The organism is Shinella sp. G-2 (assembly GCF_050172695.1).
Classification (GTDB): Bacteria; Pseudomonadota; Alphaproteobacteria; order Rhizobiales; family Rhizobiaceae; genus Shinella.
Genome location: NZ_JBBEYH010000021.1, coordinates 1 through 26,109, shown reverse-complemented (window position 1 = coordinate 26,109; position 26,109 = coordinate 1). Strand labels below are relative to the sequence as shown.

Genomic DNA, 26,109 nt, shown 5'->3' with positions numbered 1-26,109 from the left:
ATGCTGCGGACCGATATCCTCAAGACCCGGCTGCAGCCCGGCGCGCCGCTGAAGCTCGGCGCTCTCGGCAAGACGTATGACGTCGGCTGGACGCCGTTGCGCGAGGCGCTGTCGCGGCTCGAGGCCGAGCGGCTGGTGGTCGCCATCTCCAATCGCGGATTCACTGTCGCGCCCGTCTCGCGGACAGAACTGGAAGACCTGACCCGAGCCCGCACGGTGGTGGAAATCCCGCTGCTGCTGGAATCCATCGCCGAGGGCGGAGCGGAATGGGAATCGGGCATCGTGACGGCGCACTATCGCCTGTCGCGCTGCAAGACGATCCTCGAGGACTCCTCCGAAACGGCCGTCGATACCTGGATGGAGCGGCACGAGGCCTTCCATGCGGCCTTGCTCGGCGCGGCGCAATCGAGCTGGCTGATGCGCTTCCGCTCGACCATTTCCGACCAGATGCAGCGTCACTACCGTTTCCTCGCCTTCGCTCCGGCGCTGCGCGCCGCCGCCGGCGAGACCGCCGGTTACGAGGAGGCCATGGCCGCCCTGCACAAGGCCCAGTCCATCGGCCCGCATACGGAGCTGATGGAGGCCGTGCTTGACCGCAACGCCGAACGCGCCCGCACCCTGATGAACGAGCATTTCGGCTATCCGCTGGAAGTCTATGCCATCGAGGAAGGCGAAAGCGCGCCGCCCACGCCGCGCAGGAAAACGGCCGCTCGCCCCCACTCATAGGAAATCCGCATGAATTAATGCGGATTGAGGCGATTGTTATGGGGAAAGCCAGCCTGTTTCATACCCATAGCAAACGGAGCGGCCGATCGCTGCGGGTATGAGGGAGCCCGCACGATCCTCATTCACAGCGCAGGAATCCGGACCGCGAAGCCACCGGCTTTGCTCGCCGTTCTTCGTTTGCCTCGCCCATTTACCCATGACCAGGAGGAGACACCCATGCCGAAACGGCTGATGATCGCATGCTCAATTTTGTGCCTTGCCGCAGGAACCACGCTTGGCGCGGGCTGGGAGAAGAAGGTCCCGACGGAGATCAACATCAAGGACCCCCACCTCAAGCGCTGGTCGGAGCTGACCTATGACAAGATGCCCCCGACCCTGACGCCCGGCGTGGATTACGGCATGGATCCGGCGACGGGCGCCTTCAAGGCGCCGCGCGCCACGCCGCTCGGCGGCTCCGAGCCCTTCCCCGGTCAGCTCACCCATTGGGACGACAAGACCTACAAGAGCAATGTCGAGGAGATCGCCTTCTACCCGCACATTACCTCGCCGTGGCACGCCTGGCCGGATGTCGCGGACTTCGACGGCAAGCGCTACATGTACCTGCACGACCGCGACTATATGCGCGTGCTCGACATCACCGATCCGACAAAGGCCGAGGTCGTCTATTCCAAGGGCGGCGTCTGGGGGCCGGAAGGCTCCAGCGAGGAATGGGACGCCAAGACCGTCCAGGACTATTTCGGCGGCATCACCATCGCCTGGAGCGAAAAGCTGCAGAAGAATGTCGTCGTCGCCTCCTACGAGATCGGCCGCTTCGGCATCCTCGACAACAAGCGCACCCAGCCCGACATCGTCGAGACGCTGCGCAAGTACAATTCGCTCAAGGGCTTCAAGGTCTACGAGATGAACGGCCCGCTGCCGAGCGACTGGAAGCTGATCGCCACGCGCACCACCGACATCAAGAACCCCGACGCGCCGATCGGCGAGCAGCAGGGCTCCGGCTCGCTCGACGCCCCCGCCTGGTTCGGCGGCAAATACATGTATCTGTCGGCCGCACCCGACGACAGCTATGCGCTGACCGAGTATCCGGACTACCTGCATTCGCCGGGCTACCAGGCCTGGGACATGACGGACCCGGCCAATCCGGTCTTCGTCAGCCAGGTCACGGTTCCCGGCCAGGTCGTCGGCGACAAGGCGAGCGAGGACGCCTACCTGATGAACCCGCGCGCCGGCAACCGCACCTCCTGGATGGGCTCGCGCATGCCGCTGTTCCTGCCCAAGCCCGTCGAGAAGGGCGGCACGATCGGCTTCGGCGCCATGGGCGGTCTCGGCTTCTACACCTTCGACCTGAGCAATCCCGGCACGCCGGAAATGCTCGGCCATCTCAGCATTCCACCGAGCTTCGCCGGCACGGAATTCGACAATGCCGACACCAGCCAGTACGAACGCACCGGCTACGTCTTCGCCAACGGCTACCCGATGAACTCCAACTGCTACGAGCCCTACAAGGACGTACTGGTCATCGACGCCAAGAACCCGAAGGATCCGAAGGTCGTCGCCACCTTCCCGCGCCCGACGCCGCCGGAAGAGGCCGAGTTCACCGACTATTGCCAGCGGCGCGGCAGCTTCGGCCCGAAGCGCTCCGGCACCACGCATCAGCCCGGCTACAGCCGCGAGGGCATCCTGCCCTACGCCTTCTACAATGCCGGCCTGCAGATCTTCGACGTCAAGGATCCGACGAACCCGAAGATCGCCGGCTATTACGTGCCGCGCTTCCCCACGCCCAAGGAAATGCCGGACTATACCTACGAGAATGCCAGCTTCGCGGTCTTCACCGAATATGACCGCAACATCATCTGGTTGATCAGCATCGACGGCATCCGCGCCTTGAAGACGCCGCTGCTTGGCGAGCCGAAGACCGGCCTGACCGGAGACGTCTGGCCGCCGCGTAGCTAAGGCCAACCGCCGCCTGAACGCATGAGCCGGCATCGGGGGACGATGCCGGCCTTCCTCCGCATCGAGATCGCACACCGATCCGCTTGCCTCCGGCGCGCGGCAGGGGCGGAGCCTTCCCGATTTTCAAACCAGAACCACAGAGGGGACAGAACCGATCATGACCAAACGAAACAGCCTGACGATCCTTGCGGGCACGGCCGCCGCACTGTGCATGATGGCGGGCGTGCAGCCCGCCGCCGCCGCGGATGCCGAACCGGCCGACCATGTCCGCGTCTGCGACGCCTATGGACAGGGCTTCTTCTACATTCCCGGCACGGAGACCTGCCTGCGGATCGGCGGCTACCTCCGCCACGAGATCGCCGTCGGCGACGACGTCTACTGGGGCGGCTCGCTGGGCGGCATGAAGGGCAAGACGCGCGCGAGCCTGCGCTTCGACGCGCGCAGCGAAACGGAACTGGGCACGCTGCGCTCCAACATCGAGGCACGCTTCGAATACAAGGCTTCCGGCACGCGCTCCTATGTCTCCGAAGCGCTGATCGAGGCTGCCGGCTTCTCGGTGGGCCTTGCCGATTCCCTCTTCGCGAACTGGACCTGGGCCGCCGGCAATGTCGTCTATGACGACGTCATCTACTATTCCGGCGACCGCACGGCGCAGGTGAGCTACACCTACGACTTCGGCAACGGCCTCTCCGCCATGATCGGCGCCGAGGAAGGCACCGGATCCTGGGAGATGGAAACGGTGGATGCAGGGGGCGTCGCCCATCGCGAATGGTTCGACCTGACGGTCGACAGCGCCCTGCCCCATCTCATCGCCGGCGTCAAATACGAGCAGGACTGGGGCAACGCCTTCGGCATGGTCGCCTATGACAGCCGCTACGACGCCTTCGCCTTCAAGGCCCGCCTCGACCTCAATGTGACCGACGCCCTTTCGCTGTTCTTCATGGGCAGCTACCAGACGGACGCCGACAGGCCGAACTACTACGGTAGCTGGTACGGCGACTGGGCCCTGTGGGGCGGCCTTTCGGCCAAGCTCAGCGAAAAGGCGACCTTCAACGGACAGGTCGTCGTCGAAGAGGACGGCACCTGGGCGAGCGCCATCAACGTCGCCTACGATGTCGTGCCGGGCTTCCGGATCACCCCGGAGTTGAACTACACCGCGTTCCGCGGCTTCCGCGGCGACGACGACCTCGTCGGCGGGGTGGTGCGCTTCCAGCGCAGCTTCTGAGGCCGCAAGGCCCAAGGATCAGGAGCGAGTGGAGGCGATCCGGCGGATCGCCTTTTCCACGTCGGCCGGATAGGTGTAGCCGAGCTTCTGCGCCACCGTCCTTGCAAGCCGGCCGTAGAGCGCGGTCGTCGCGACAAAGGCCCGTTCGGTATCGTCCCGGTCGAAACGGCCGAAGGTTTCCTGCAGGTCGTCCCAGGTGCGCGGATCGACCCATTGGCGCAGGCGCGTTCCGATGTGCCAGGTGTCGACGGGCGCGGCGGCGGTTGCCGCCGCGTGCCATTCCATCATCGCCAGCAGCAACGACTTCATCGTCCCGTCCCGCTCCTTGACGAGCCAGAGCTCGCCGCGCGCGAGATATTTCGGGATATGCACGGCCTCGAACCAGAATTCCTCGACGGCCGCCCGATAGGCCTCCGCCGACGGCAACTCCACAGCCGGAAAGCCGCCGCCCGCGGCGGGAAGGCCGGCCGTCAGCCCCGGCTTGTCCAGCAGAACGCGATAGCCGCGTTCATAGAGGGCGTCGAGTTCGCCATCGCGCCGCATGGCGGCGATGCGCTCCCTCCCCGCAAGCGTGAAATCCACCTTCGTGCCGTCCTCGTAGATGGCAAGACGGGTCGCCCAGTCCTGGTCCCCGTCAGGCTCCAGCCGTAGGACGGTGACGAGCGGGCCGATCTCGCGAAGCCAGCCGTCCTCCCGTCCCAGCGCCGCGGGATCCGATGAGACGAACTCCACGTCGATATCCGACAGCGCATCGGCCGAACCGTCCATCCGCGCCAGCGAGCCGGTGAGGACCAGCGCGTCGACCAGGGGGCTGCGTTCGGCAAAAGCCTGAATGGCGGAGAGGATCGCATCGCGGCAAGACATGATCATGACTGGAAACCGGAAGGAGGGACCGAAGGATGCGACATAGTTAGGAACGTCGCCGGCCCGGGAAAAGGGCGGCACCGGCGGCGATATCGCCCGAAGTCGCCGCCAACCCGCTGTTGTTAACCAGCCGCCGCGAAACTTTAAATGTATATTAATACAAGTTTAATGATGCGCGGACCCGCGCCGACTTTTTCCTTGGTTTTCCAGCACCTTTGCCCGCAGGCTCTTCTCTGCCGGGCGACAGAGCCGCCGCCGCGGCAGTGCGGATTGTCAGGCAGGTGCGGAATGATCGCTTTCATCATGCGGCTGAAGAGCCGCGCGCATTTCACCCTCGCGCCGGAACCCGGCATGCGGGACGCCACCTTCCTCGGCACCAATGTCCGCCTTCGGGCGCGGGCGCGCCGGCGGCTGGCCGTGGTGATCGGCGCCTTCGTCCTGGCCTATATCGCGCTCGGCGTGCGCCTCGTCCAGTATGGCCTCTCCGAGCCGCTGCAATCCGCCGCCATCGGCGCCGGCGCACACACCGTCGCCTCCCGCCCGAACATTCTCGACCGCAACGGCCTGTTGCTGGCGACCGACCTCAACACCGTCTCGCTCTATGCCGAACCGCGCCGCATCATCGATGCCGACGAGGTGGTGGAGAAGCTGGCTCTGGTGGTGCCGAATCTCGACTGGCGCGAGACGCATCGCAGGCTGCGCTCGGACAGCGCTTTCCAGTGGCTGCGGCGGCAACTGACGCCCAAGCAGCAGGCCGATATCCTCGCGCTCGGCCTGCCGGGTATCGGCTTCCGCCCGGAAAAGCGGCGCTTCTATCCCGGCGGCGCCACCGCCGCGCATATCGTCGGCCATGTCAATGTCGACAACCAGGGCCTTGCCGGCATGGAGCGCTATCTCGACCAGCAGGGCCTGGCGGACCTGCGCGCGGCGGGACTGACCGACGACACGCGGCTCGAGCCCATCCGGCTCTCGATCGACCTGCGCGTCCAGAACATCGTGCGCGAGGTGGTCGCCAAGGCGATGACCGACTACGAGGCGGAAGCCGCCGGCGCCGTGATCCTCGACGTCGAGACGGGTGAGGTCCTCGCCATGGCCTCGGTTCCCGACTACGATCCGAACGAGCCGTCCCGCCGCCTTGCCGACGGCACCGTCGACAAGGAATACGAGAAGGGCTGGTTCAACCGCATCAGCAACGCGACCTTCGAGATGGGTTCGACCTTCAAGAGCTTCACGCTGGCCATGGGCCTCGACGAGGGCAAGATCACGCTGAACTCCGTCGTCGACGCCTCCCGCCCCATCCGCATGGGCGGCTTCACCATCCGCGATTTCAAGGGCAAGAACCGGGCGCTCTCCATTCCGGAAGTGTTCCAGTACTCCTCCAACATCGGCACCGCCGCCGTGGCCGACATGGTCGGCATCGAGGGCCACCAGCAGTTCCTCACCCGCCTCGGCCTGCTGTCGAAGCTGGAGACGGAAATGCCGGGCGTGGCGACACCCACCCAGCCGCGCACCTGGAAGAAGATCAATTCCGTCACGATCTCCTTCGGCCATGGCGTGGCGACGACGCCGCTGCAGACCGCCGTCGCCGCGGCCGCGCTGATGAACGGCGGCTACCTCGTCCAGCCGACCTTCCTGCCGCGCTCGAGGGATGACGCGCAGGCCTTCGCAACGCGCGTGCTCAAGGAGAAGACGAGCGCCGACATGCGCTACCTCTACGACTGGAACGGCCAGAAGGGCTCGGGCCGCAACGCTCAGGTCGAGGGCTTCCATGTCGGCGGCAAGACGGGCACGGCCGACAAGGTGATCAACGGGCGCTACGCCAAGAATATCAACTTCAATGCCTTCGTCGCCGCTTTCCCGATGGACAAGCCGCGCTACATCGTCCTTTCCATCATCGACGCCCCCCATACCGGCGAGAATGGCGGACGCACCGCCGCATCCACCGCCGCCCCGATGATCAGGGCAATCATCCGCCGCGTCGCACCACTGCTCGGCGTCCAGCCCCATTTCGGCGAGGCGGAAGGTGAAAGGCGCCTGGTGGACTACTAGAGTTTGTCAGGGAAAAGTGGGAACCGGTTTTCCCGAAAAGACAAACGAAAACAAAAGAATTGAGAGCATGTCTGGTTCAGCCTAAACCTGTCACGCTCCAGGCCGCTCGCGTCCAACGGGCGGGTCGCAGGCAAACGGGTCGGGCGGCAGGGGTTGACACTCCCGCCCCGACCCTCTGAATACCCATGGGCGAAGCGGCGCCCCCGACATACCGGACTGCAGGAATGACTGAAGCATCTCATCTGAATGGAATCGCCCCGGTGGCCCCGGCTTTGTCGGAACCGGAAAAGAACGTCATCATCGGCGGCGTCCTCCTCTCCATGCTGCTGGCCGCGCTCGACCAGACCATCGTCGCACCCGCCATGCCGACCATCGGCAAGGCGCTCGGCCATGCCGACTACCTGCCCTGGGTGGTGACGGGCTATCTCCTGACCGCGACGGCCATGGCGCCGCTCTACGGCAAGATATCCGACGTCTACGGCCGGCGGCCGACGATCTTCGCCGCCATCATCATCTTCCTCATCGGCTCGCTGATCAGCGCCCTGGCGCCCAACATGCTGGTGCTGATCCTCGGCCGTGCGGTCCAGGGCCTCGGCGGCGGCGGTTTGTTCGCCCTGTCGCAGACGGTCATCGGCGACCTCGTGCCACCGCGTGAACGCGCGCGCTATGCCGCCTGGATTTCCGGGACCTGGGCCGTCGCCAGCATTGCCGGTCCGTTGCTCGGAGGCACCTTTGCCGATCATCTCCACTGGTCGCTGATCTTCTGGATCAACATTCCCCTCGGGCTGGTGGCGCTGGCGATCGTCAACAATCCCCTGAAGAAGCTGCCCATCGCCGCCCGTTCGCACCGCATCGACGGCGCGGGCGCGACCCTTCTGATCACGGCGACGGCGCTGCTGCTGCTCGCCCTCAATTGGGGCGGCAGCCGCTATGACTGGCTGTCGCCGGTCATCCTCGGACTGCTCGGCTGCTCCTTCGTCTTCTGGGGCCTCTTCGCCCTTCGCCTGCGGCAGGCCAGCGAGCCGCTGATCTCTCTCGAGGTTCTCGCCAATCCCGTCGTGCGCAACGGCACGCTGGCGATGTTCCTGGGCCAGACCGCCAATGTGGGCCTGGCCGTCTATATCCCGGTCTACGGGCAATCCTTCCACGGGCTGTCCGCCAGCAGTTCCGGCATGGTCATGCTCGGCCTGTTGCTCGGCACAGTGATTGGCGCGTCGAGCAGCGGCCGCACGATCCCGCGCTTCACCCACTACAAGCGGCTCGCACTCGTCGGCGGCACGCTCAGCGTCATCTGCCTGATCGCGCTGGCGTTTCTCGCCGGGCGCACATCGCTGCTTACGCTGGAACTTTTGACATTCGGCGTCGGCTTCGGCTCCGGCATGACCTTCCCGGTCGCCACCGTCTCCGTCCAGAATGCCGTCGACCAGGTGCATCTCGGCGTCGCGACCGGCGCGCTGACCTTCCTGCGCTCGCTCGGCGGGGCGCTCGGTGTTGCCCTGCTCGGCGCCATCGCGCTCGGCAACGGCCTGCCACTCGGCGGGGAACATCTGCAGGCGGCCAGCGCCGCCGTAACGTCGGCCCTGCCCTTCACCTATATCTTCGCCGCCTGCGCCACTGCGACGGCGACCTCGCTCATCTTCTTCCACCTCATGCCGGAGCGGCCGCTGCGCGGACGCGCCGAAACCCCTGTCATCACGGTGGTGGAATAGACGGTCAGGGCGTGTTGCCCTGCGCCTGCACCACGGTGACGGCGATCATGTGGAAGACGTCGTCGGCCGAGCAGCCGCGGGAAAGGTCGTTGGCCGGCTTGGCGAGCCCCTGCAGGATGGGGCCGATGGCCGTCGCCCCGCCGATGCGTTGGGCGATCTTGTAGCCGATATTGGCGGCATCCAGATTAGGGAAGACAAAGACGTTCGCCGCGCCGTGCAGCACCGATTGCGGCGCCTTGGCCGTGCTGACGGCCTCGACGAAGGCGCTGTCGAACTGCAGTTCGCCATCGATGACGAGATCGGGCGCGGTGGCATGGGCAAGGCGCGTCGCCTCCACCACCTTGGAGACCCGCTCATGCGCGGCGCTTCCGGCCGTCGAGAAGGAGAGCATCGCCACCTTGGCCGGCAGGCCCGCCAGCGCCTCGTAGGAACGCGCCGAGGCGAGCGCGATATCGGCAAGGCCCGCCGCATCGGGATCGACGACGAGGCCGCAGTCCGAAAAGACGAAGACACCCTTCTTCACATGATGCGGCGCGCACAGCATCATCAGGAAGAAGCTCGATACGAGGCCGACGCCCGGCGCGCGGCCGATGGTCTGGAGGGCGGCGCGCACCGTGTCGGCGGTCGTCGCCACCGCGCCGCCGACCGTACCGTCCGCCGCCCCCTCGCGCACCATCATGGCGGCGAAGACGAGCGGCGAGCGCAGCGCCTCGGCTGCCGCCGCGGCATCGACGCCCTTGCCGGCGCGAAGGGCGTGGTAGGCGCTGGCAAGGCGCGGGGCGAGTGCAGAGGCGGCCGGATCCTCGACGGCGATGGAACCTGGCGTCGCGCCCGCGTCGGCAAGGCGGGCCTCCACCACCCTGCGATCGCCGACAAGGACGATCTCGGCGATGCCTTCCCGCACCGCGCGGACCGCGCCTTCGACGATGCGCGGGTCTTCCCCTTCGGCAAGCACGATGCGGCGCGGCGCGGCTTTGGCGGTTTCAAGGATGCGATCGAGCGGTTTCATCAGGCGTGCCCCAGATAATGGATACCGACGAGGATGAAGGCGGCGATGAAGAGGGTTTCAGCGACGATGAGCGCGACGGCATCGCCCCCGACATCGAGCACGCGGCGCAGCGACGTGCGCATGCCGACCGCGACGATGCCGGCGAGCAGCGCCCAGCGCGAGGCTTCCGAGCCGGCCTTCGCCACGATGTCCGGGATCACGCCGAAGGAGTTGAGCGCGGCGAGGATGAGGAAGGCGATGACGAAGCCGGGCAGCAGCGGCGGGCGCTTGCCCGTTTCGCCCTCGCCCTGCGGCACGTTGCGCAGCGCGACCGAATAGGTGAGCACGACCGGCGCCAGCATTGTGACGCGGATGAGCTTCACGAGCGTCGCCGTCTCGCCCGCCTCGGGCGAAACCGAGAAACCCGCGCCGACGACCTGGGCCACGTCGTGGATGGTGCCGCCGAAGAAGATGCCCGTCGCCCGCGCATCGAGCCCCATATATTGGGCGAGGATCGGATAGGCGATCATGGCGAGGGTGGACAGAACCGTGACGGAGAGCACGGTGAAGATGAGATTGCGCTCGGAGAACTCGTTCTTGGGCAGCACCGCGGCGATGGCCATGGCGGCAGAGGCGCCGCAGATCGCGACGGAACCGCTGGTGATGAGCGCCAGCCGCCAGCCGCGGCCGAGCAGCTTGGCGGCCAGCAGGCCGAAGCCGATGGTGGCGGCGATGGCCGTGACGAGCAGCAGGATCGTGCTGGCGCCGAGGCCGATCAGGAGATCGACGCTGATGCGCATGCCGAGCAGCGCCACGCCGATGCGCAGCACCTTCTTGGAACAGAAATCGATGCCGGCGACGCACCGTCCCTCCTCCGAAAGGAAATGGAAGGCGATGCCGAGCAGCAGCGCCATCAGCATGGCCGGCGCGCCGTAGTGGTCGGACAGGAACTGGGCGGCGACGGCCACCGCGGCGGTGACGGCGAAGCCCGGCCAGTAGGTGGAAAATCCCGAGGGCATGCCCCGGAAGCGGTCGTGGACGGAGGCGGCGAGGCTCATGATGTCGTTCCGTTCGCTGGCGTGAAACCTGCCCCGCCCGGCAGGACCGGGCGGAGCATTGCGATGGGCGTCAGGCGCGCTTCTGCGGACGCATGTCGGCGCGGTCGATGCCGGCGACCGGCACCGGCTTCTTCATGGCGTCGCGGCGGAAGGGCTCGCCGAGCTCCTGATTGAGGATGACTTCCACGAAGGTCGTGATGCCGTTCTTCTGGTCCTCGATAGCCTTGGTCAGCGCCTCGGTCAGCGCGGCCGGCGTATCGACGGCGACGCCCTTCAGGCCGCAGCCCTCGGCCACCTTGGCGTAGCTGAGATTGGGATTCAGCTCCGTGCCGACGAAGTTGTTGGCGTACCACAGCGTCGTGTTGCGCTTTTCCGCACCCCACTGGTAGTTGCGGAAGATCACCATGGTGATCGCCGGCCAGCCTTCGCGGCCGATCGCGCCCATCTCGTTCATCGAGATGCCGAAGGCGCCGTCGCCGGCAAAGCCGACCACCGGCACGTCCGGGCAGCCGATCTTGGCCCCGACGATGGACGGGAAGCCGTAGCCGCAGGGGCCGAACATGCCCGGCGCCAGATATTTGCGGCCCTTCTCGAAGGTCGGATAGGCATTGCCGATGGCGCAGTTGTTGCCGATGTCGGTGGAGACGATTGCCTCCTGCGGCAGCGCGGCCTGGATCGCCCGCCAGGCCTGGCGCGGCGACATGCGGTTCGGCTCGCGGCTGCGGGCCGCCTCGTTCCATTCCGTGCCCGGATCGTCGTCCTCATGATCCATCGAGGAGAGCTGCTGCTGCCAGGCCGAGCGCGTCTGGTGGATTGCCGCCTTGCGCTCCTCGCGGCCCGCATTGCCGGCGGCCGGCGTCAGTTGTTCGAGGATCTGGCTCGCCACCTGCTTGGCATCGCCGCAGATACCGACGCTGACCTTCTTGGTCAGGCCGATGCGGTCGGCATTGATGTCGACCTGGATGATCGCGGCATTCTTCGGCCAGTAGTCGATGCCATAGCCCGGCAGCGTGGAGAACGGGTTGAGGCGCGTGCCGAGCGCCAGCACCACGTCGGCCTTCGAGATCAGCTCCATCGCCGCCTTCGAACCGTTGTAGCCGAGCGGGCCGACCGACAGGCGGTGGCTGCCGGGGAAGGCGTCATTGTGCTGGTAGCCGCAGCAGACCGGCGCATCGAGCCGTTCGGCCAGCGCCATGGATTCGCCGATGGCGCCGCCGATGACGACGCCGGCACCGTTGAGGATGACCGGGAACTTCGCCTCGGAGAGCAGCTTTGCCGCTTCCGCGATGGCCTGCGGGCCGCCGGCCGGACGCTCGAAGCGGACGATGGCCGGAAGGTCGACGTCGATGACCTGGGTCCAGTAGTCGCGCGGGATGTTGATCTGCGCCGGGGCGCAGCCGCGCCAGGCCTTTTCGATGACGCGGTTCAGCACCTCGGGAATACGCGAGGGATCGCGGACCTCTTCCTGGTAGCAGACCATCTCCTCGAACATCGCCATCTGGTCGACTTCCTGGAAGCCGCCCTGGCCGATGGTCTTGTTGGCCGCCTGCGGCGTCACCATCAGCAGCGGCGTGTGGTTCCAGTAGGCCGTCTTGATGGCGGTAATGAAGCCGGTGACACCCGGGCCGTTCTGGCCGATGGCGATGGCCATCGTGCCTGTCGCACGGCTGAAGCCGTCGGCCATGATGCCGGCATTGGTTTCGTGGGCGCAGTCCCAGAACCTGATGCCGGCCTTCGGGAACAGGTCCGACACCGGCATCATGGCCGAGCCGATGATGCCGAACGCATTTTCGAGGCCATGCATCTGGAGAACTTTGACGAAGGCTTCCTCGGTGGTCATTTTCATGGCGAGTTCCTTTCCTGGAATTGATTTCAATGGGTTAGAGGATTTCGTCGCGCAGGTAGTACCAGCGGTACATGCCCCACTGGCCGAGCCGCCGGAACGGCGTCAGCAGTCCGTGGCTCGGTAGGGGGGAGGTGAAGATGGGCAGGTCGAGGCCGGCGCCCTTGCCGGCGACCATCTGGGCCATGCGACGGCCCGCCTGGGCCGAATACATGACGCCGTTTCCGCCATAGCCCATGGCGTAAAACAGCTGCTGGGACGGGTCCGGCTGGAAAATGCGGGGCATCATGTCATGGCTGACATCCACCCAGCCCCACCAGGAGTAATCGACCTTGATACCGCGCAGCGTCGGGAACTTGCGGTAGAGGCCTTCCAGCAGCAGGTCGAGATGCTTCGGGTTGACCGCATCGCGCCCGGTAATGGCGCTGCGACTGCCGATCTGCACCCGTCCGTCCGGCATCATGCGGTAGTAGTGGCGGAGCGTGCGCGTGTCGGTGAGCGGAATGCGCGCCTTGAAGTTCAGGGCGTCGCGCTCGCTGTCCGTCAGCGGCCGCGTGACGATGGAGTTCGACAGGATCGGCATCAGCCGGTGCTTCGTCAGCGCGTTCATGTTGGGCGAGGTGTAGCCGGCCGTGGCGATGCAGACGGCGCGCGCCCGCACCGTGCCGCCGGGCGTGCGCAGATAGTGCATGCCGCCCTTGGCCGTGCAGTCGAGCACGGGGCTGGCCGTGTGCACCTTCGCACCGAGCCGGCGGGCAAGACGCAGGTAGCCGAAGGCGAGCTTGGCGGCATGGATGCCCATGCCGTCGGGCTCGTACATCGCCCCGCGCGCTTCCGCGTCCCGCACGAAGTCGCTGTGGACCTCGCCGCGCGAGATCATGCGGGCGCGGTAGCCGAAGGTGTCGTTCAGCACGCGGACCTCGTTTTCGAGCGCCGGCAGCACCTTGTCGCGATGGGCGATGTAGAGATGGCCGCCGTCCTGCGGGTCGCAATCGATCTCCGGCTCGCGGATCAGCGAGCGGAAGAGATCGAAGCCCTCGGAGATCTCGGCATGCATCTTCCGCGCGATGTCGACGCCCCAGCGGGCGATCCATTGCGAGCGCTTCAGGCGGCCGGCGGAAATCTGCGCCTGCCCGCCGTTGCGGGTGCTGCAGCCCCAGGCGACGCCGTTGGCCTCCAGCACGGTCGCCTTGATGCCATGCTCGCGCGCCAGGTGGATGGCACAGGACAGGCCCGTATAACCCGAGCCGATGATGGCGACGTCGACATCCATGTCGCCGGTAACGGGGCCGTCGTCCTCCGGTTCCGGGCCGGCAGTGCCGATCCAGTAGGTCGGCGCGTAGTCCTTGCCCGTGCCGGGGCTGCGCGAACGGTTGGGGTCGTAGGCCGGATCGAAGGGCTGCCGTTCGGCCTTCAGGGGAATAGCGTGCTGTTGCATGGCTTTGCTCCGGCCATCAGTAGCGGGGTTGCAGGACCGGGCGGTTCTTGCGGAACGCCTGCTTGCGCACGATCTTGCCGTTCTCGAAGGTGAAGAGGTCGCAGCCTTCCGCCTCGATGCGGCTGCCGTCGGCCGCCGTACCGCGGAAGGTCCATTCGGAAACGCCGCGGTCGCCGTCGGCGAAATGGCTGTGATTGGCCCATTCGGCATCGGGCATCGCCTTCCACACGCCGCTGAAGGCGTCGGCGATCGCCTGGCGCCCCGTGAAGCGGACGCCGTAGACCTCCGGGCCGCCGACCGCATTGAAAACGCAGTCCTCGGCGAAGAAATGCATGACCCCGTCGATGTCGTGCCGGTTGAAGGCATCGAACAGGTTCTTGAGGTCGGTTGCGGTCAAAGTCATCGTCATGTCCTCTGGCTTGTCGGAAGGCATGGCTCCGCCGGGGACGGCGGACGCCGTCCTCACTGGCCGCCAGGCCGGATCGATTGAGGGGTTGCGAAGGGGCTAGAGCCGCCCCTTCCAGGGGATCAGCACCTTTTCGAGGTAGCGGATCAGAAGGTCGAAGGCGAAGGCGAAGATGCCGATGATGAGGATGCCCATGATCACGGTATCGCTTTCGAGGTTTTCGGCCGCATTGAGCACCATGAAGCCGAGGCCGCGGTTGGCCGCCACCATTTCGGCGGCCACCAGGGTCGTCCAGCCGACGCCGATGCCGATGCGCATGCCGGTGAAGATTTCCGGCAGGGCGGCCTTCATGATCACCTGGCTGATGACCTGCCCGCGGGTTGCGCCCATGGCATAGGCGGCGTGGATCTGTTCCGTCGAGACCGAGCGCACCCCGGCCCGTGCGGCAATGGCCATCGGTGCGAAGATCGCCAGGAAGATGAGGAAGACCTTCGGGAATTCACCGATGCCGAGCCAGATGATGACCAGCGGCAGATAGGCGAGCGGCGGCAGCGGGCGGTAGAATTCGATGATCGGATCGAACAGACCGCGCACAAACCGATTGACGCCCATCAGGATGCCGATCGGCACGGCCAGGACCAGCGCCAGCGCGAAGGCGCCGAAGACACGGGCAATGCTGGCCAGCGTATGCTGCGTGAGGGTGGAGTTGGAGACCCCGTCCGTCAGCGCCAGCATGAACTTGTCCCAGACCGCCAGCGGCGATGGCAGGAACAGCGGCTTGACCCAGCCCGATTCCGTAACAAGGAACCAGAGCGCGATGAGCACGAGGGACGTCATCAGGCTGATCATCCCGCTGGCGCCGTCGCCGGGGGCGCCGAAGATCTTGCCCGCCTTTGCGGGCTTGGCACGGGTCACACGGTCAAGCATGGGCCACCTCCGGATTGCCGGACGCTCGCTCGTCGCCATAGATGATGCCCAGAACCTCTTCGCGCATGCGGATGAATTCGGGGCTGGACTTGATGGCGCGGGCATTGCCCTCCGCGAGGAACCGGCGATTGAAATCGAGTTCGTAGGTATGGGTGATGCGGCCGGGGCGCGGCGACATGACGATCAGCCGCGAACCGAGGAAAAGCGCCTCTTCCACGCTGTGCGTGATGAAGAAGAACATCTTGTTGGTGAGCTGCCAGACCTTCAGCAGCAGTTCCTGGATGGTTTCGCGGGTCAGCGCGTCGAGTGCGGCCATCGGCTCGTCCATCAGCAGCATGGCCGGATCGCAGGTCAGCGCCCGGGCGATGCCGACGCGCTGCTGCATGCCGCCGGACAGATGATAGATCATGTGGCGGTGGAAATCCTGCAGGCCGACGAGCGCGAGGTTCTTGGTCGCCAGCTCCCGCCGCGTCGCCTTGTCGACGCCGCGCAGCTTGAGGCCGAATTCGGTGTTCTCGATGACGTTCAGCCACGGCAGGAGCGCGTGCTTCTGGAACACCACGCCGCGTTCGGCGCCGGGGCCGTTGACCCGGTGGTTGCCGAGCGAGATATCGCCGTCCGATGGCGCCATGAAGCCCGCCATCAGATTGAGCAGCGTCGTCTTTCCGCAGCCCGACGCTCCGAGCGCGACGACGAAGTCACCGCTGTTGATGGTGAGATTGACCCCCTTGAGGGCGATTACCGCCTGATCCGAGTAAAGGCCCGGATAAGTTAGACTGATGTTCCTGACACTAAGCGTTTCCATGCGACATGCCTCCCTGCACCTCGGTCACGGGTCGTATAGAGTTCTCGTGCAACTCCCAACGCGAAACGGCCCGGCCGGTTTCGCTGGAACTGCTCTATGAGATGAAGGTGGCACCGGCCGGCCGAAGCGGCCGGTGCAAGAGCGGCGGATGCGCGTTATTTCGCGGCCGCGTTGGCAAAATCGGCGTTCACGAAGGGCGCGTAGTCGTCGAGCGCCTGGCCGATCTGCTTCTGCTCGACGAGGAATTTCGCGCTTTCATTGAGCGCGCGGGTCGCCCCGCCGCCGAGCCATGTATCGGATGCCTGTTCGTCGGCATTCGGGAAGGAAAGCAGCCCCAGCGCCTCGACCGTGCTCGGGCCGTCGCCGCCGATCAGCTTGACGATGCCCTGCACCGGCGCGGAATCCGCCGTCCAGCTTGCCTTGTTGGTGTTGTAGTCGGAGTAGGACTGGGCCAGCACCTTGGTGAAGGCTTCCATCAGCTTGGGGTTTTCCGCCGCCCAGGCCTTGTCGACGACCAGGCCGTCGAAGGTCGGCACGCTCGCCGCGCCGATGACCTCGCTGTCGGAGATCGTCTTGCCGGTCTTCAGGATTTCCGAGAGCGCCGGCGGCCACACATAGGCGGCATCGATATCGCCGCGCTGCCAGGCGGCAACGATCTGCGGCGGCTTCAGGTTGAGGATTTCGACCTCCTTCGGATCGACCTTCCACACCTCGTTCATGCCGACGAGGAGATGGAAATGCGAGGTGGACACGAAGGGAACGGCAACCTTCTTGCCCTTGAGGTCTTCCGGCTTCTCGATGCCCGAACCGTCACGGGCGACCAGCGCCTCGGACTTGCCGATATTGTCGAGGATCCAGAAAAGCTGCAGGTCGACGCCGCGGGTGGCGGCAGCCGCCGTACCGGTGGAGCCGAGCACGCCGATCGGGACGTCGCCCGAGGCGAGCGCCGTCGTGATGTCGCCGGCCGACGAGAACTGGCGCCAGTCGATGGCATAGCCCGCCTCCTTGACGGCCGCATCGAAGCGGCCGTCGGCGATGGCGGCGACGAACGGGCCGACGATCTGCTGGTAACCGACGACAAGCCGGGTTTCAGCGTAAGCGAAACCTGACGCAAAAAGCCCTGCCACGATGCTCGTCGTGGCCGCCAGGCCATGGATAGTCCTGAAACGCATGCTCTCCTCCTTTTGATGATCCCCGCCGACTGTGCCGGTCTTGTGGGTATAGAGATAAGACTGGTATCCCACTTGCGTTATATCCAGTTTGGAAGTTGAATAAATCCAGTTTAGGGAGGCGCCGTGCAAACCCACGTCTCGGAGACGATCTTCTTCATCGACAGGGAAAGCGGGCTCGGCCTGCAGGCCCAGCTTCGCGAAACGGTCGCCTCCGCCGTGGTCGCCGGCCGCATCCAGCCGGGTGCCCAGCTACCCTCGACACGCCGGCTCGCGGCCTATCTGCACATCTCGCGCATCACCGTGACGCTCGCCTATCAGGAACTGGTCTCGCAGGGCTATGTGGAGGCGGTGGACCGCAGCTCCTACCGCATCGCCCGCAATCCGCCGGGCCGCAGCCTCGAAGGCGAGCGCCCCGCGTCCGGCGCGCCGCCGGTGGACTGGACGCGCAAGGTGACGATGGATTTCAGCGTGGTGCGGCAGGTCGAGAAGCCGCTCGACTGGCGGCGCTATCCCTACCCGTTCCTCTATGGCCAGATGGACCCGACGCTCTTCGACCTCAATGGCTGGCGCGACTGCGCCCGCCGGGCGCTCGCCCGCGAGGACTTCATCCTGATGGCGAGCGATTTTGCCGCCGCCGACGATGTGCGGCTCGTCAACTACATCTGTTCACGCACCCTGCCGCGGCGCGGCATCAAGGCCAATCCGGACGAGATTCTCGTCACCGTCGGCGCGCAGAACGCCCTGTGGATCGTCACCCGGCTGATCCTCGAAAACGGCGCCACCGCCGTCTGCGAGAACCCGTGCCATCCCGACATCAGCGCCTCGCTGCTGCTCAGCGGCGCCCATGTCGCGACCGTCGACGTCGATGGGGAAGGCCTGCCGCCGGACGAGCTGCCGGAGGGGACCGACGCCGTCTTCGTCACGCCCAGCCATCATTCGCCGACCGGCGCGACCATGCCGATCGACCGGCGCGTGCGACTGCTGCAGGCGGCGACGGAGAAGGACTTCATCATCGTCGAGGACGACTACGAGTTCGAGATCAGCTTCCTCGCCCCGCCCTCTCCGGCCCTCAAAGCCTTCGATACGGCGGGCCGCGTGCTCTATATCGGCAGCTTCTCCAAGTCGCTCTTTCCGGGGCTACGGCTCGGCTATCTGGTGGCGCCGGCGCCCTTCATCCGCAAGGCGCGGGCGATGCGCTCGCTGATGCTGCGCCATCCGCCCGGCCACCTGCAACGCACGGCCGCCTATTTCCTCGCCCTCGGCCACTATGATGCCGTGCTGCACCGCATGCGCACGGAATATCACAAACGGCACGTGCTCATGGCCGAGAGCCTGCAACGCGAAGGCCTTGCCGTGGCCGGCGCTTCGGCCTTCGGCGGCACTTCGTTCTGGATGGAGGGACCGAAGGGGCTCGATGCCGACCGGCTGGTACAGGAGCTGCGCCATGACGGCGTGCTCGTCGAATCCGGCTCGCCCTTCTTCCCGCGCAGCGACGCGCCCTGCCGCTTCTTCCGCATGGGCTATTCCTCGATCCCCCGGGAAAACATTCCCGAGGGCATCGCCCGTGTCCGCGCCGGCATCGATCGCCTCATGGAGCGACCAAATGTAGCCGTGCAGGACGGCGTAGCGAACTAGCATGGAGGTCAGCCGAGCGGCCTGCCTCAGTCGATCGACAGGAAATTGCCGTCGCGGTCGAACCAGCAATTGAAGAATGCGGTCCGGCCACGGTCGGGGTAGTTGCCCTGAACGACGTAGCGGCCGCCGCTGCGGAAGGCCATGTTCGTCGTGATGCGCGACGGGCGCACACCGAACTCCGCCGACGCCTCGCCGCGGCAGAAGGCCGAAAGCGCTTCCAGCGGAACCCCGGCAGGGCGGCGACGCGGCCGGCTTTCGCCATAGCCGTTGCCGCTGCCATTGCCATAACCGTCACCGTCGTCGTTGCCCTCGACCTGCGAGGAGCGGCCGTTGCGCAGCCGGCAGACGCCATTGGCCCCGCCGCGTGCGGTATAGGAAATTTCCGGCGTACCATCCAGATTGACCGACACCGAGACGGTCACCCGGCCAAGCCGCGCTTCGTAGTAGTCGCGGCTGAAGCGCTTCAACCGGGCCTGCTGGCCATTGATGAAGACCGGACCGCCATCATCGGCATGAACTTCGATCCGGCCGGGGCAGACGGCGTTGAAGAAGGGAACCTCTGCCTGGGCGGGGCCTGCAAGCCAGGAGGCGGTGACGGCGAGAACGGCGGTTGCGAGCAATTTCTTCAAGGGTGTTTTCCCGGTTTGCGGAACGAAGTCGTGATTTGCGTACATTGCCGCTGCGCGCCGGAATTGCAATCCACAGCAACGTCCTGCGCTCGTCTATCAAACAAGGCCCTTTCAGCGCGCGACCGTCTTCAGGCCGGCCAGCGCCTCCTGCACGTCGCAGCGTCCCTCGGCGGCATCCGGATAGACGGCATAGGCCGGATAGGGGAACGCGGGCGCGCCCTCCACCCGTTCGAGTGCGCCGGAGGCAAGATAGGGTGCGGCCGTCTTCTGGCGGAAATACCCCATGCCGCCGGCACGCAGGATGTAGTGCAGGGCGAGCGGACCGAAACCGACCTGAAGCGCCGGCTCGGCAAAACCCGCCTGTCCGAAACCACCCTGCCCCGCGAATTGCGCGCCCCAGTCCACATGGACATACTCCGGCTCGCCGCTATCGCCCAGAACGGGCGCCTTGCGCACCAGCACCAGCTGTTCCTCCTCCACCAACTCGATCTTGAAGCCCGGCATCAGTTTCGGCGCATAGAGCACCGCGATATCCAGCACCCCGGTGCGCAATTGCTCGAGCAACTGGTCGGGCACGCCGACATCGGCATGGATGGCGATCTCGGGACAATGCCCCTTCATCCAGACCAGCCAGTCGAGCAGCAGCGGGTTCCACAGGCTGATTTCCCCGCCCACCGCCACGACGCTGGTGCGCCCCGGCGGCACGGTCAACTGCTGGCGCGCCCGCTCCCACACCTGCACGAAGGATTGCGCGAAACGCACGAATTCCCGCCCCGCCGCCGTCAGCGCCGCGCCGTTGCGCGTGCGCACGAAAAGCCTGCGTCCCAGCGCCTCCTCCAGCGTGCGGATACGGGCGCTGACCGTCGTCTGGGTGACATGCAGCCGTTCGGAGGCTTTCAGGAAGCTGCCGGTATGGACGATCTCGAGAAAGGTGCGGGCGCGGTCGATGTCCATCAGGGAGCCTCAATCAGTACAAATTTCTTGGTTTCATAGCACGTTGAATGCCGTCTTTATCCAGCCATGGCGACACGGACAGGAAAGCCGCCGGATCGCTCCGGCGGCTTCTCAGGTCTTGTCTTCGGGAGAATTTACACTTTGACCGGCTTGGCGCGTTCTTCGAGCGGCGGCAGGAAGGCGCGGGTGAAGATGGCCTCGGCCTTCGGCGTGCGCGGCAGGCGGCAGGCGTCGACCATCAGGCTGATCGAACGCGCGATGCGTTTGTCGTCGGCATCGCCGATACCGTGGATCGCGCCTTCCGGGTGCGCCATTTCCACGCGCAGCGTGCCCATTAGGCGCGGGCCGTCGACCTCGCGGCGGAACTTCGGCGCCATCTTGGCCACGGCGTCGAGCGCGGCTTCCGGATCCTTGAAGGTCTCGATGATGCCGCGGTTGACGGCGGCGACCAGCCCCTTCACGGCCTCCGGGTTGTTGGCGATGAAGTCCGGCGTCATCATGAGGGCATTGCCGTAGAATTCGGGCACAAGATCCTGGAACTCAAGGAAATCCAGCGTCTCGCGGCCATCGATATCGATGCTCCGGAGGGCGGCGATGATGGTGTTGACGAACCCGAAGACCCCGTCGACATTGCCGTCGACGACCTCCTTCGCATTGGCCGCCATGCTGGCGTTGGAGCGCAGGATATGCACGTCGTTGGGATCGATGCCGCCGAGCTTGGCGTAGGGCGGGAAGGCCTCGATGGCCGCGTCGATCGGATGACCGATGATCACCTTGTCCTTGAGGTCCTTCACGTCCTTGATCGGCCCGCCCTTGCGCACGCCGATCGTCAGCGGCGTCGTGTTGAAGGCGATGTGCACCGCCGTCGGGCAGTTCTTCGGCTTGAGGGCGGCGAGCTTGATGAGGGCGTTCATGTCGCCGTAACCGCCGTCATACCCCTCCTGCACGATGCGGGTGACGACCGAGGCCGCACCGTCGCCCGGGGAGAACTCGACGTCCAGCCCGGCATTCCTGAAATAGCCCCGCTCATGGGCAAGGCAGAAGAAGGCATGTGGGCCCGAGATGCCGCCGTTGAGCAGCAGCCGGACCTTCAGCAGATTGCCGGCATTGCCGCTCGCCGCGGCTGCCGCCTGGGCAAACAGCGGGGCTGCCGCCGAGGCGAGAACGGCTGCGCCGCCGATTGCCTTGAAGATGCCACGTCGGGTCGTTTTCATGCGCTTCCTCCCTTTTGGCCGCGCGCAACGCGAAACGGCCCTCCATCCTGGGAGGAGCATCGCCCTTTCCCGCATTGCCGTCCATGTCAGACTTTGCAACGACGCATTGCCGAAATCAGGATGGAGGCTTCACTGGGCCGACCTTCACCCGCCCGCCCCTCACTGAAATGTGTGATCGGCGGGAACCATCTGCGTTTCGATGGCGAAGGTCACCTCGTCGCTGAGGTCAGGAATGGCGAAGCCGAGACCCCATTGGCTGCGGCGGATGCTGCCGGTCGCCGAAAAGCCGACCTTCGGGATGCCCATCATCGGGTGTTCGGCCATGGAGCCATTGAAGGTGACGTCGAGCACTGCCGGATGCGTCTCGCCGCGGAAGGTGAGAAGCCCTTCCACCGTGCCGGTCCGTTCGCCCGTCACGCGGACCGCCTTCGAGACGAAGGTGATCGGCTTGCCGGCGAGGAAGGTCTCGTCGCCGCCGATCTTGGCGTCGAAATCGACCTGTTCAGGCCAGGGGAAATCGGTGCGGACCGACAGTGGATCGACCGTGACGGAGAGCGTCGAAGCCTCCGGCTTTTCCGGATTCCAGTCGAGGCGCGCGTCGACCCTGGTGAAGCGCGCCGTATAGCGCGACAGGCCGAAATGGCTGAAGGACCAGTTGAAGCTCGAATGGGAGGGATCGGTCTTGTAGGCGCCGGCGGGCGCCGCGTCACCGGCAAAGGCGAGCGCCGGGCTCATGGCGAGGCCGAGGGAGAATGCGATCATGCGCAGCATGGATGTTTCCTTGAATGTACGGGTTGAGAAAGGTTCGGATCAGGCGGCCTTGGCGCGGCCGATGGACTGGATCCTGTCCCAGACGCGCGCGGGCCGCGGGATGTCGAGGTCGAAGACGGTCTCGAACGTCTCCGCGAGATGGTCCGCGCTCGTGATGCGGCGCTCCTGCGCGACAGTCGGCGTCACGATGCGCAGGCGGTCGTTCTGCAGGGCGACATAGCCTTCGGCAGTGTGGCGCAGGACCGCCAGCGCGTGGGTGAAGGGCGAGCCGGCATCCTGCATCAGCCAGGCCTGCGTTGCCGCAAGCGCCGCCTCGTCGCTGTGATCGGCGCGGAAATCGAAACTTTTGGCAATGCCCTGCGCATGGTTGTTGAAGCGCAGCCAGCCATCGGCGGTCGGCACGATGGAAAAATCGAAGCCGCGCTGGCTGAACGGACCGACGGCGAGCGGCACGGGGGCGATGATGGCGTCGGCGACGCCGACCTCGGCAAGATAGGGCCGGTCGAGATCGACCCTGAGGGTCAGGTGATTGCCGATGGCCGCATCGCCGAGTTTCTCCCGGTCGACGCCACCGCACAGCCGCGTGACGTTAAAGCCGAGGGCGGCGAGCGCCGCGCCGAAAAGCCCGTTCATCTCGTAGCACCAGCCGCCGCGCCTGCCCTCGACCATCTTGGCAAAGGCGGATGCCGGGGTGACAGCGTTCGGCCAGCCCATGAAGGCGTCCAGCGCCTCCCAGGTGAAGGCCATGAGATGGGCGCGGTGCAGCCGTGACAGGCCGGCAAAATCGAGAGACACCGGCCGTTCGACGCCGATCCTCTCGAGATAGGCGTCCAACTGGCGGGCGGTGAGGGTCATTGCATTTTCGTTCGAAGGCGCGTGCGTCATCCTTCGGTCTCCTTTCGATGAACCGTTTTAGGTGGTGAGGGGTGTTGACGATGGATCAGGCGCGCTTGCGCTCGTCCTCGGGCAGGAAGGTCAGGCCGAACTCCCCGGCGATGGAAGCGATCTCCGCCGGCGTCTGGGGCTTGCAGAGATCGACGATGGCGAAGAAGCTTTCGAAACCGCCCGGCGTCACGACGACCATGAGCTGGCCTTCCTTCTGCCCGACATTGCGAAACCGGTGCGGCACGCCGCGCGGCAGCACGATGCAGCCGCCTTCCGCAAGCTCGACATAGTCGTCTGCGCACCAGAAGCCGAAGCGGCCGGAAAGCACGCGGAAGAACTCGTCCTCCCGCGCATGCACATGCAACGGCGGTCCCGCTGCGGGCGGTACGATGGCCTCGAACAGACCGAGCGCGCCCCCCGTATTGGCCGCCATCACGCGAACGATATGGGTGCCGAACGCCATCGCGGGCGTTCCTTGACCCGGCGGGGACACCGCCGCATGGGTGAAGGGCTTCATCCGTCTCTCCAGGCTTGGATGATCTCGTATTGCGGATGAAGCCGGTGGCGTCCGATCCGTGTGACGCCTCTATAGCCCGACGGAAAAACAGCCGTTCCTAAATGAATGTGCAAGCCCGTGCCGAATATCCTAAAAGTTTGCTAAGACGGCTCGGGACACGCAGGGCGGGGGCAACAGTGCGGCTGGACGACAAGCTTTTCGATTTCTTCAAACGACCGCTGATGTGCATCATCGCCGTGGCCGACGAGGCGCGCCGTCCGTCCGCCGGGCGCGGCATCGGCTTCCATGTCGGTGAGGACCGGGAGAGCGTCGACGTCATCTTCTCCGCCTGGCAATGGCCGCGGCTGGAACCCGCCATCCGCCAGACGGGCCGGGTCGCCGTCACCTTCGTCAGCCCGTCGGATTATGTCAGCTTCCAACTCAAGGGATCGGCCGTCATGCGCGAGACGGACGCGCGCGACCACGAGGCCGCGCAGCATTTCATGGCGACGGCGACGGGCGAACTGGCAGCACTCGGCGTGCCGCGCGACATCATCGCGCCCTGGTTGACCGACCGCGAGGCGCGCGTCGCCCGGCTTGCCGTCAGCGAAATCTACGTCCAGACCCCCGGCCCGCTCGCGGGCATGCTGGCCGGCGCGAGGTCCTGATGTCGATACGCCTCAGCGACCTCTCCGCCTGCTTCGAGGGCGTCATCCCCTCCATCATCGCCACCGCTTCGGCCGATGGCATGCCGAACATCTCCTACCTGTCCCATGTGGTACGGGTCGATGAGGAGCATGTCGCCCTCTCCAACCAGTTCTTCGCCAAGACGGCGGCGAATGTGCGTGCCAACCCGCATGTCACGCTGATCCTCGTCGATGGCTTCACGGGCGACCAGTTCCTGCTCGACGTCGGCTTCGTGCGCGCCGTCGATGCCGGACCGCTGTTCGACCGGATCGCCCTGCAGCTCAAGGCGAGCAGCGCGCAGGTCGGCATGTCCGAGGTCATGCGGCTGCGGAGCGCCGATATCTTCCGCGTGCACGGGATCGAGAAGGTCCCCTCGCCGGTCGAAACCGTGCCGGGTCCTGCCCCCCGCGCACCCGTCAGCCTGCCCGCCCTTTCGCAAGCCGTGCGGGCCATCGAGCGGCAGGCGGAAGCCGACGAGATCATCGACAGCCTGCTTTCCGGCATCCGGCAGGTTCTCGGCTACCGGAACGCGCTCGTGCTCATCCGCGACAGCCACCGCGGCTCGCTCGTCACCACCGGCAGCATCGGCTACGAGCGCTCGGGACTGGGATCGGAAATCGCCGGCGGCGAAGGCATGATCGGCGCGGCGGCGGCCAGCGGCCAGACGATCAAGGTCAGCGACATGAGCCGCGTGCGCCGGTTCGGCGAGGCGATCCATCAGGCGGCGGAGGCTTCGGAGGACGCGACCCGTGTCGTCGCCTTCCCGCAACTGGCGGGCGCGATGAGCCAGATCGCCGTTCCCATGGCCGCCCGCGGCAATGTCACCGGCGTGCTCTTCGTCGAAAGCCCGGAGCGCCTGGCCTTCCGCGAGGAGGACGAAGCCGCCCTCGAAATCCTCGCCGGCCAGGCTGCCGGCGCCTTGCGGGCCAGCGAACGGGAGGCGGCGGCGACCGAGCCGCGGCAGGCCCTGCCCCCCGCAACGCCTGCGGTCGTGGGCCGAACCCTGCGCATCGCCCATCACCGCATGGATGACAGCGTCTTCATCGACGGCACCTATATCGTGAAGGGCGTCGCCGGCGCGCTGCTGCGTCTGATGCTGGAAGGACATCTCGGCGAAGGACGCAGCGAATTCACCAACCGGGAAATGCGCCTCGCCGTGGGTGCCCGGCTGCCGGAGATCAAGGACAATCTCGAAACGCGCCTGCTGCTGCTGCGCCGCCGGCTGGAAGAAAAGCAGGCACCACTGCGCATCGTCCGTGTCGGGCGCGGCCGCGTTCGCCTGGAGGCCGAAGGGGCGCTGCTGCTCGAAACGGCCGGGGAATAGCCGCGCCGCCTATCCCAGATGGGACATTGCCCCTGAAAAAACCGGACCTTACAACCGTCAGACTGCAAGGCGGCGGCTGGTTCAGCCCCGCGGCGGCCGGACGAAATCATGTGGGGGAAACTCATGACCGTTGTAGACAGCACGATCTCTGCATTGCGTGGTGCGCTCGAGGCTGGGGAGGTTTCGAGCGTCGGGCTTGTTGCGGCGTATCTGACCCGCATCGCCCGCTATGACCGCCACGGCATCGCCCTCAACGCCGTGCCCGTCCTCAACCCCGCCATGTTCGCTGAAGCCCATGCTTCCGATCTCCGGCGCGCCCGCGGCGAATGCCTCGGCCCCCTCGACGGCATC

Annotated in this window: 23 protein-coding genes and 1 pseudogene; 9 read left to right on the top strand and 15 right to left on the bottom strand. The window is 66.0% G+C overall.

Going from position 1 to position 26,109, the window contains the following annotated elements; all coding sequences use genetic code 11:
• The 3 genes from V8U06_RS22670 (at window position 1) to V8U06_RS22660 (ending at window position 3,904) form a co-directional block, all read left to right on the top strand.
• Complete coding sequence (locus tag V8U06_RS22670; RefSeq protein WP_427142656.1) at window positions 1–726, top strand: GntR family transcriptional regulator; 726 nt, start codon at window positions 1–3, stop codon at window positions 724–726.
• Between the two features lie 216 nt (window positions 727–942).
• Window positions 943–2,679 carry a hypothetical protein gene (locus V8U06_RS22665; RefSeq protein WP_427142604.1) on the top strand — a complete coding sequence of 579 codons (1,737 nt, stop codon included), beginning with the start codon at window positions 943–945 and terminating at the stop codon, window positions 2,677–2,679.
• A gap of 157 nt (window positions 2,680–2,836) precedes the next feature.
• Complete coding sequence (locus V8U06_RS22660) at window positions 2,837–3,904, top strand: porin (RefSeq protein ID WP_427142603.1); 1,068 nt, start codon at window positions 2,837–2,839, stop codon at window positions 3,902–3,904.
• Window positions 3,905–3,922: 18 nt separating this feature from the next.
• On the opposite strand, the gene V8U06_RS22655 is transcribed toward V8U06_RS22660, so the two are convergent.
• Entirely contained in the window at window positions 3,923–4,774 is an 852-nt protein-coding gene (locus V8U06_RS22655) for an aminoglycoside 6-adenylyltransferase (RefSeq protein WP_427142602.1), read from the bottom strand.
• Between the two features lie 282 nt (window positions 4,775–5,056).
• Here V8U06_RS22655 and V8U06_RS22650 point away from each other — a divergent pair, with 282 nt between their 5' ends.
• Window positions 5,057–6,817 carry a peptidoglycan D,D-transpeptidase FtsI family protein gene (locus V8U06_RS22650; RefSeq protein WP_427142601.1) on the top strand — a complete coding sequence of 587 codons (1,761 nt, stop codon included), beginning with the start codon at window positions 5,057–5,059 and terminating at the stop codon, window positions 6,815–6,817.
• A 224-nt stretch (window positions 6,818–7,041) separates the two neighbouring features.
• Window positions 7,042–8,526 (top strand): MDR family MFS transporter, encoded by a 1,485-nt coding sequence (locus V8U06_RS22645; RefSeq protein WP_427142600.1) that lies wholly within the window; start codon window positions 7,042–7,044, stop codon window positions 8,524–8,526.
• Window positions 8,527–8,530: 4 nt separating this feature from the next.
• Here V8U06_RS22645 and pta read toward each other — a convergent pair whose 3' ends face one another.
• From pta to tauA, 8 genes are all read right to left on the bottom strand, one after another.
• Entirely contained in the window at window positions 8,531–9,535 is a 1,005-nt protein-coding gene (gene pta, locus V8U06_RS22640) for a phosphate acetyltransferase (RefSeq protein ID WP_427142599.1), read from the bottom strand.
• A complete protein-coding gene (locus V8U06_RS22635) occupies window positions 9,535–10,572 on the bottom strand; it encodes a YeiH family protein (RefSeq protein WP_427142598.1) in 1,038 nt (345 codons plus the stop codon). The genes pta and V8U06_RS22635 overlap by 1 nt, the downstream gene beginning before the upstream one ends.
• Window positions 10,573–10,642: 70 nt before the next feature.
• A complete protein-coding gene (gene xsc, locus V8U06_RS22630; protein ID WP_427142597.1) occupies window positions 10,643–12,418 on the bottom strand; it encodes a sulfoacetaldehyde acetyltransferase in 1,776 nt (591 codons plus the stop codon).
• A 34-nt stretch (window positions 12,419–12,452) separates the two neighbouring features.
• Window positions 12,453–13,853: an NAD(P)/FAD-dependent oxidoreductase gene (locus V8U06_RS22625; protein WP_427142596.1), complete on the bottom strand. Its 1,401-nt coding sequence runs from the start codon at window positions 13,851–13,853 to the stop codon at window positions 12,453–12,455.
• A 16-nt stretch (window positions 13,854–13,869) separates the two neighbouring features.
• A complete protein-coding gene (locus V8U06_RS22620) occupies window positions 13,870–14,250 on the bottom strand; it encodes a nuclear transport factor 2 family protein (protein WP_427142655.1) in 381 nt (126 codons plus the stop codon).
• Between the two features lie 108 nt (window positions 14,251–14,358).
• Window positions 14,359–15,186, bottom strand: coding sequence for an ABC transporter permease subunit (locus tag V8U06_RS22615; protein ID WP_226923194.1), 828 nt, complete (start codon window positions 15,184–15,186; stop codon window positions 14,359–14,361).
• A complete protein-coding gene (locus V8U06_RS22610) occupies window positions 15,179–15,991 on the bottom strand; it encodes a taurine ABC transporter ATP-binding protein (RefSeq protein WP_226923195.1) in 813 nt (270 codons plus the stop codon). Before V8U06_RS22610 ends, V8U06_RS22615 begins: the two co-directional genes overlap by 8 nt.
• Window positions 15,992–16,146: 155 nt before the next feature.
• A complete protein-coding gene (tauA, locus tag V8U06_RS22605) occupies window positions 16,147–17,163 on the bottom strand; it encodes a taurine ABC transporter substrate-binding protein (RefSeq protein ID WP_427142595.1) in 1,017 nt (338 codons plus the stop codon).
• A 123-nt stretch (window positions 17,164–17,286) separates the two neighbouring features.
• Between tauA and V8U06_RS22600 the strand changes: the two genes are divergently transcribed.
• A complete protein-coding gene (locus tag V8U06_RS22600; RefSeq protein WP_427142594.1) occupies window positions 17,287–18,798 on the top strand; it encodes a PLP-dependent aminotransferase family protein in 1,512 nt (503 codons plus the stop codon).
• 26 nt (window positions 18,799–18,824) lie between these two features.
• Here V8U06_RS22600 and V8U06_RS22595 read toward each other — a convergent pair whose 3' ends face one another.
• The 6 genes from V8U06_RS22595 to V8U06_RS22570 form a co-directional block, all read right to left on the bottom strand.
• Window positions 18,825–19,427: a hypothetical protein gene (locus V8U06_RS22595; protein WP_427142593.1), complete on the bottom strand. Its 603-nt coding sequence runs from the start codon at window positions 19,425–19,427 to the stop codon at window positions 18,825–18,827.
• Between the two features lie 111 nt (window positions 19,428–19,538).
• A complete protein-coding gene (locus V8U06_RS22590) occupies window positions 19,539–20,381 on the bottom strand; it encodes a LysR family transcriptional regulator (RefSeq protein WP_427142592.1) in 843 nt (280 codons plus the stop codon).
• A 134-nt stretch (window positions 20,382–20,515) separates the two neighbouring features.
• Window positions 20,516–21,595 (bottom strand): ABC transporter substrate-binding protein, encoded by a 1,080-nt coding sequence (locus V8U06_RS22585; protein ID WP_427142591.1) that lies wholly within the window; start codon window positions 21,593–21,595, stop codon window positions 20,516–20,518.
• A gap of 159 nt (window positions 21,596–21,754) precedes the next feature.
• Entirely contained in the window at window positions 21,755–22,366 is a 612-nt protein-coding gene (locus tag V8U06_RS22580) for a YceI family protein (protein ID WP_427142590.1), read from the bottom strand.
• 39 nt (window positions 22,367–22,405) lie between these two features.
• Window positions 22,406–23,251 carry an arylamine N-acetyltransferase family protein gene (locus V8U06_RS22575; RefSeq protein ID WP_427142589.1) on the bottom strand — a complete coding sequence of 282 codons (846 nt, stop codon included), beginning with the start codon at window positions 23,249–23,251 and terminating at the stop codon, window positions 22,406–22,408.
• 55 nt (window positions 23,252–23,306) lie between these two features.
• A complete protein-coding gene (locus V8U06_RS22570) occupies window positions 23,307–23,768 on the bottom strand; it encodes a cupin domain-containing protein (protein ID WP_427142588.1) in 462 nt (153 codons plus the stop codon).
• Between the two features lie 176 nt (window positions 23,769–23,944).
• On the opposite strand from V8U06_RS22570, the gene V8U06_RS22565 reads away from it, so the two are divergent.
• The 3 genes and pseudogenes from V8U06_RS22565 to V8U06_RS22555 form a co-directional block, all read left to right on the top strand.
• Complete coding sequence (locus V8U06_RS22565; protein ID WP_427142587.1) at window positions 23,945–24,415, top strand: pyridoxamine 5'-phosphate oxidase family protein; 471 nt, start codon at window positions 23,945–23,947, stop codon at window positions 24,413–24,415.
• Window positions 24,415–25,758, top strand: coding sequence for a GAF domain-containing protein (locus tag V8U06_RS22560; protein WP_427142586.1), 1,344 nt, complete (start codon window positions 24,415–24,417; stop codon window positions 25,756–25,758). Before V8U06_RS22565 ends, V8U06_RS22560 begins: the two co-directional genes overlap by 1 nt.
• 123 nt (window positions 25,759–25,881) lie before the next feature.
• Window positions 25,882–26,109: pseudogene (locus tag V8U06_RS22555) on the top strand (amidase); the annotation flags it as partial.

What these genes read in the sequence shown, in the direction of transcription:
- V8U06_RS22670 (WP_427142656.1), top strand. Translation starts at nt 1, where the DNA reads ATGCTGCGGACCGATATCCTCAAGACCCGGCTGCAGCCCGGCGCGCCG.
- V8U06_RS22665 (WP_427142604.1), top strand. Translation starts at nt 943, where the DNA reads ATGCCGAAACGGCTGATGATCGCATGCTCAATTTTGTGCCTTGCCGCA.
- V8U06_RS22660 (WP_427142603.1), top strand. Translation starts at nt 2,837, where the DNA reads ATGACCAAACGAAACAGCCTGACGATCCTTGCGGGCACGGCCGCCGCA.
- V8U06_RS22655 (WP_427142602.1), bottom strand. Translation starts at nt 4,774, where the DNA reads ATGATCATGTCTTGCCGCGATGCGATCCTCTCCGCCATTCAGGCTTTT.
- V8U06_RS22650 (WP_427142601.1), top strand. Translation starts at nt 5,057, where the DNA reads ATGATCGCTTTCATCATGCGGCTGAAGAGCCGCGCGCATTTCACCCTC.
- V8U06_RS22645 (WP_427142600.1), top strand. Translation starts at nt 7,042, where the DNA reads ATGACTGAAGCATCTCATCTGAATGGAATCGCCCCGGTGGCCCCGGCT.
- pta (WP_427142599.1), bottom strand. Translation starts at nt 9,535, where the DNA reads ATGAAACCGCTCGATCGCATCCTTGAAACCGCCAAAGCCGCGCCGCGC.
- V8U06_RS22635 (WP_427142598.1), bottom strand. Translation starts at nt 10,572, where the DNA reads ATGAGCCTCGCCGCCTCCGTCCACGACCGCTTCCGGGGCATGCCCTCG.
- xsc (WP_427142597.1), bottom strand. Translation starts at nt 12,418, where the DNA reads ATGAAAATGACCACCGAGGAAGCCTTCGTCAAAGTTCTCCAGATGCAT.
- V8U06_RS22625 (WP_427142596.1), bottom strand. Translation starts at nt 13,853, where the DNA reads ATGCAACAGCACGCTATTCCCCTGAAGGCCGAACGGCAGCCCTTCGAT.
- V8U06_RS22615 (WP_226923194.1), bottom strand. Translation starts at nt 15,186, where the DNA reads ATGCTTGACCGTGTGACCCGTGCCAAGCCCGCAAAGGCGGGCAAGATC.
- V8U06_RS22610 (WP_226923195.1), bottom strand. Translation starts at nt 15,991, where the DNA reads ATGGAAACGCTTAGTGTCAGGAACATCAGTCTAACTTATCCGGGCCTT.
- tauA (WP_427142595.1), bottom strand. Translation starts at nt 17,163, where the DNA reads ATGCGTTTCAGGACTATCCATGGCCTGGCGGCCACGACGAGCATCGTG.
- V8U06_RS22590 (WP_427142592.1), bottom strand. Translation starts at nt 20,381, where the DNA reads ATGGACATCGACCGCGCCCGCACCTTTCTCGAGATCGTCCATACCGGC.
- V8U06_RS22585 (WP_427142591.1), bottom strand. Translation starts at nt 21,595, where the DNA reads ATGAAAACGACCCGACGTGGCATCTTCAAGGCAATCGGCGGCGCAGCC.
- V8U06_RS22580 (WP_427142590.1), bottom strand. Translation starts at nt 22,366, where the DNA reads ATGCTGCGCATGATCGCATTCTCCCTCGGCCTCGCCATGAGCCCGGCG.
- V8U06_RS22575 (WP_427142589.1), bottom strand. Translation starts at nt 23,251, where the DNA reads ATGACGCACGCGCCTTCGAACGAAAATGCAATGACCCTCACCGCCCGC.
- V8U06_RS22570 (WP_427142588.1), bottom strand. Translation starts at nt 23,768, where the DNA reads ATGAAGCCCTTCACCCATGCGGCGGTGTCCCCGCCGGGTCAAGGAACG.
- V8U06_RS22560 (WP_427142586.1), top strand. Translation starts at nt 24,415, where the DNA reads ATGTCGATACGCCTCAGCGACCTCTCCGCCTGCTTCGAGGGCGTCATC.